Here is a 3,326-nt window from a genome sequence, read left to right as displayed (position 1 = left end):
GGAGAGGGGGCGTAAAATGAAAAATGTCGCGAGGATGACGATGAGTTGAATGACCGCAACCGATTTCGTATAGTCCCATTTAAATGTGCGCAACTGGTCGTCATCGATGAAAGGTTCTGGAATCGATACGCCAAAGACGCGTGTTTTGCGTTGAATGTGAGGCATCGCCATCTGGATGATATAAATTGGAATAAATGTGAAGAAAAATAGCAAATCAATCATAAGTTTTCCTCCTTTTGGACGTCTCGTTGTAAGCGTTGTAATGTGTCGTGCTCGGATTGCCCCGTCGCGCGACATTCGTGTTGAAATTGACGAAGCAAACGGCGCCATTTTGCCTCCCAAGCAGCTTGATCAAAATGCGAACGATCGACGACAGCTCGGGCTTTTTTGCGTTGCACGATATACCCTTCATCGGCGAGCTTTTGATAACTCGCTTGCACGGTTTTGACATTCACTTGTAAGCTGCTGGCGAGCGACCGAATCGACGGCAACTCATCGCCATCTTTCAACGTACCTTCTGCCATGAGTCGAATGATTTCATCGGTCAATTGCACGTATAAATCCCGTTCGTCCTCCTCATACAATCGAATGAACATATCATCTCCTCCAATCTGTCACCGTTTAGGTGGTTCAGAATCTGTCACCTTTATAATGACACAGATAAATCGGGATGTAAAGTAATTTATTATAAAAAGAAAAACATTTTTAAGTAGTGAATGTATAAAATTAGTAATTTAATTGATATTACATTCCTTTAATTGTAACATTAAGGTAATTGAAGGAGGGGTTTGGTATGAGTATAAATATTTATCATATTCGTAACGGTAAAGATATTTTATCAGGCGAATCGTTCGAGCAACAAAGAAATCAAGTAGGACAATTTTTAAAAGCCCACATAAAAAGTCAAAACTTGAATTTTTTAATTGGATCAGGTTGCTCTCTTCCGGCAGTTTCCTTGATGGGTGATACATTTAAGAAATTAAGAGAGCAATATTTCAAGCTTGAAACTTCTTGTGATGGAAATGATAAAGAAGCTAGTAACGAAGAAGAGAAATTAGATAAAGAATATTTAGGTGATTTTGTTGAGGGGAAAGATATTGAAGCATATTTAAATTGGCTAAACCACGCTATGCAATTTCATAAAGAGGGAGAAGATTATAAAGAATATGAAAAAGCATTTAACATAGTAAAAAAAGGGTTAATAAGTTCAATGCCTGACAGATATATTCTAGAGGATTCTCCAAAAAAATCAGATGAAGAAGATAAATTGGATGTTACCTTAACAAATTATAAGAAGTTTTATACATCTATTTTCAAGCATAGGGAATATAATGTCACTCAACCGATTAATATTTTCACAACGAATTATGATTTATTTAACGAAGTAACATTGGAAAATTTAGGTATACATTATACAAATGGCTTTAAGGGGACAGTTCAGCGACTTTTTGATCCCTCGATGTTTCATTTGCGACTAGTAGATGATGCTAACAGATATAAAGAAAAGTGGGATACGGTACGAAAGTTTGTAAAGCTTTTCAAGATTCATGGATCTGTTGATTGGAGTTACGATGAAGCTTCAAAGAAAGTGCTCCAGCGAGATGTGTCTCATAGTTCGCAAGAGAATGTTCTTATTTATCCGACGATAAATAAACATATTGAGACACAACAAACTCCGTACTCTGAACTGTTTCGTGAATTAACGAATAACATCCAAAAGAAAGATACAACACTAATCGTAATCGGCTACGGTTTTCCGGATCAGCATATTAATCATCTACTTTCTCAGGCGCTAAGTAACCCATCGTTTAATCTCATTGTGTTGGGAAAGAAAGAAGAACCAAATGCATCTGAGTTCATCAAAAATAACAAAGATTTTGTGAACTTTCACTTCATAGGAGGAAGTTTGAATGAAGGTGAATGTAATGGGCATCACTTTGAGAATGTTATTGATTATTTAAATTAGAAAGGAGAGGTTACAGTGCGTCGTAGTATTGGAGTATTGAATAAGGTGTATCCTAATAAGGTTACGATAGATATCCCTGATTTAATGGCCTTGAGTCACAATTACAAAGGCGATTATTACCATTGCGAAGGAATTAATGAATTACTCACAATTTATGAAACAGAAGATGAAAAGTATATTTATCAAGTAATCGGAATGTATGAGAAAGAAAAACCGTATTTACCTGAAGAAGACTCTAAGTTTGGCGTGGAATCTTACTTCGAAGCGATTCCATTAGGAAAAATTGAAGAAAATGAATTTCACTTTGGTCTTTCTAAGTTTCCGATGATTGGCAAAGATGTCTATTTAACAGCTCTAGAAGACGTAAAAATAATTTTTGAAAGTCAATCGGGTGGTTTTGATCTCCAACTAGGACCTCTAACGACGTTAAGAGAGTACGAACCAGTAATTTCAATCGATCATCTTTTCACGCATCATATGAGTATTTTAGGTAATACTGGCTCTGGAAAGTCAACTACATCTCGTACTTTATTGCATATGATTGAGCAGAAGATTGAAAAAGGAGAACTTAATCCTGAACATATCAATTTTTTGATTTTTGACGTCCATGATGAATATGGAATTGAAGATGCAGAGAATCATGAAGTAGTAGAATTAGAGGATCTTGTTATTGATTTAAAGACGCTAGAAGAAAGTGATTGGATTAATTTAGTAAATCCATCTGATGGTGTGCAGCTCCCTGTACTACTTCAAGCAATTCGATTAGCGCCTATTGTGGAGAAATATAAGAAATGGTTGTCAGCTTACTGTGCGCTAGAAATGTATTTAAATGTTCGGACAGATGTTGTTGGAACACGAAGAAAGATAGTGAGCTTATCGAAAGGATTATCCGTTGGATTGGATGAAGCTTTGGACAGATACCATGCTCAATTCGGTAACCTCGAAAACAATCCAGAAGCATTGCTATTAAAAGAATTAGCAAATATTATTTCTCAACATAAGAAAGATAGTGATTGGGCAAGTTTGAAAGAAACTCGGAATGAAGTGACTTTGGATTATAAAGAAGAATTAAGTAAAGCAGAAGAAAAATTGAATAAAATGCAAGAAAGAAGCTTGAAAAATGTAACAAGTTTTGAGGTAATTAATGACGCAATTGAATTCGCTTTACTATTAGAAGAAGTCAAAGGAAACAGTCAAGTCCGTTCATATTGTTCAACACTAATTACGAGAATAGAGGTACTTGAAAAAGGCTTAGCAAAAGTTATTTTTTCAGAGGATACAGATAAAATAACAGCATTCAATGAAATTATTTCTTGTCGGAAACCTTTTACAACGTTACGCGTTTCAGGTCTTGAAGACG

Annotated in this window: 3 protein-coding genes and 1 pseudogene; 2 read left to right on the top strand and 2 right to left on the bottom strand. The window is 35.6% G+C overall.

Annotated features, from left to right (window positions below):
* Both VIG73_RS02860 and VIG73_RS02855 read right to left on the bottom strand, forming a co-directional pair.
* Positions 1–222, bottom strand: a pseudogene (locus VIG73_RS02860) (hypothetical protein); the annotation flags it as partial.
* Positions 219–596, bottom strand: a complete 378-nt coding sequence (locus tag VIG73_RS02855; protein WP_194561911.1) for a GntR family transcriptional regulator — start codon at positions 594–596, stop codon at positions 219–221. The pseudogene VIG73_RS02860 and the gene VIG73_RS02855, both read right to left, overlap by 4 nt.
* Positions 597–793: 197 nt before the next feature.
* Here VIG73_RS02855 and VIG73_RS02850 point away from each other — a divergent pair, with 197 nt between their 5' ends.
* Both VIG73_RS02850 and VIG73_RS02845 read left to right on the top strand, forming a co-directional pair.
* Complete coding sequence (locus tag VIG73_RS02850; RefSeq protein ID WP_331639040.1) at positions 794–1,966, top strand: SIR2 family protein; 1,173 nt, start codon at positions 794–796, stop codon at positions 1,964–1,966.
* 15 nt (positions 1,967–1,981) lie between these two features.
* Positions 1,982–3,326 (top strand): helicase HerA domain-containing protein (locus VIG73_RS02845; RefSeq protein WP_331639039.1); only part of this gene is annotated, 1,345 nt, incomplete at its 3' end.

The sequence above is a fragment of the Cerasibacillus sp. genome, from assembly GCF_036516575.1.
GTDB lineage: Bacteria > Bacillota > Bacilli > Bacillales > Amphibacillaceae > Cerasibacillus.
This window is presented reverse-complemented; position numbering and strand designations above follow the sequence as displayed.

Bases quoted from the DNA above. Each gene is read 5' to 3' on its own strand.
- VIG73_RS02850 (WP_331639040.1), top strand. From the start codon at position 794: ATGAGTATAAATATTTATCATATTCGTAACGGTAAAGATATTTTATCA.
- VIG73_RS02855 (WP_194561911.1), bottom strand. From the start codon at position 596: ATGTTCATTCGATTGTATGAGGAGGACGAACGGGATTTATACGTGCAA.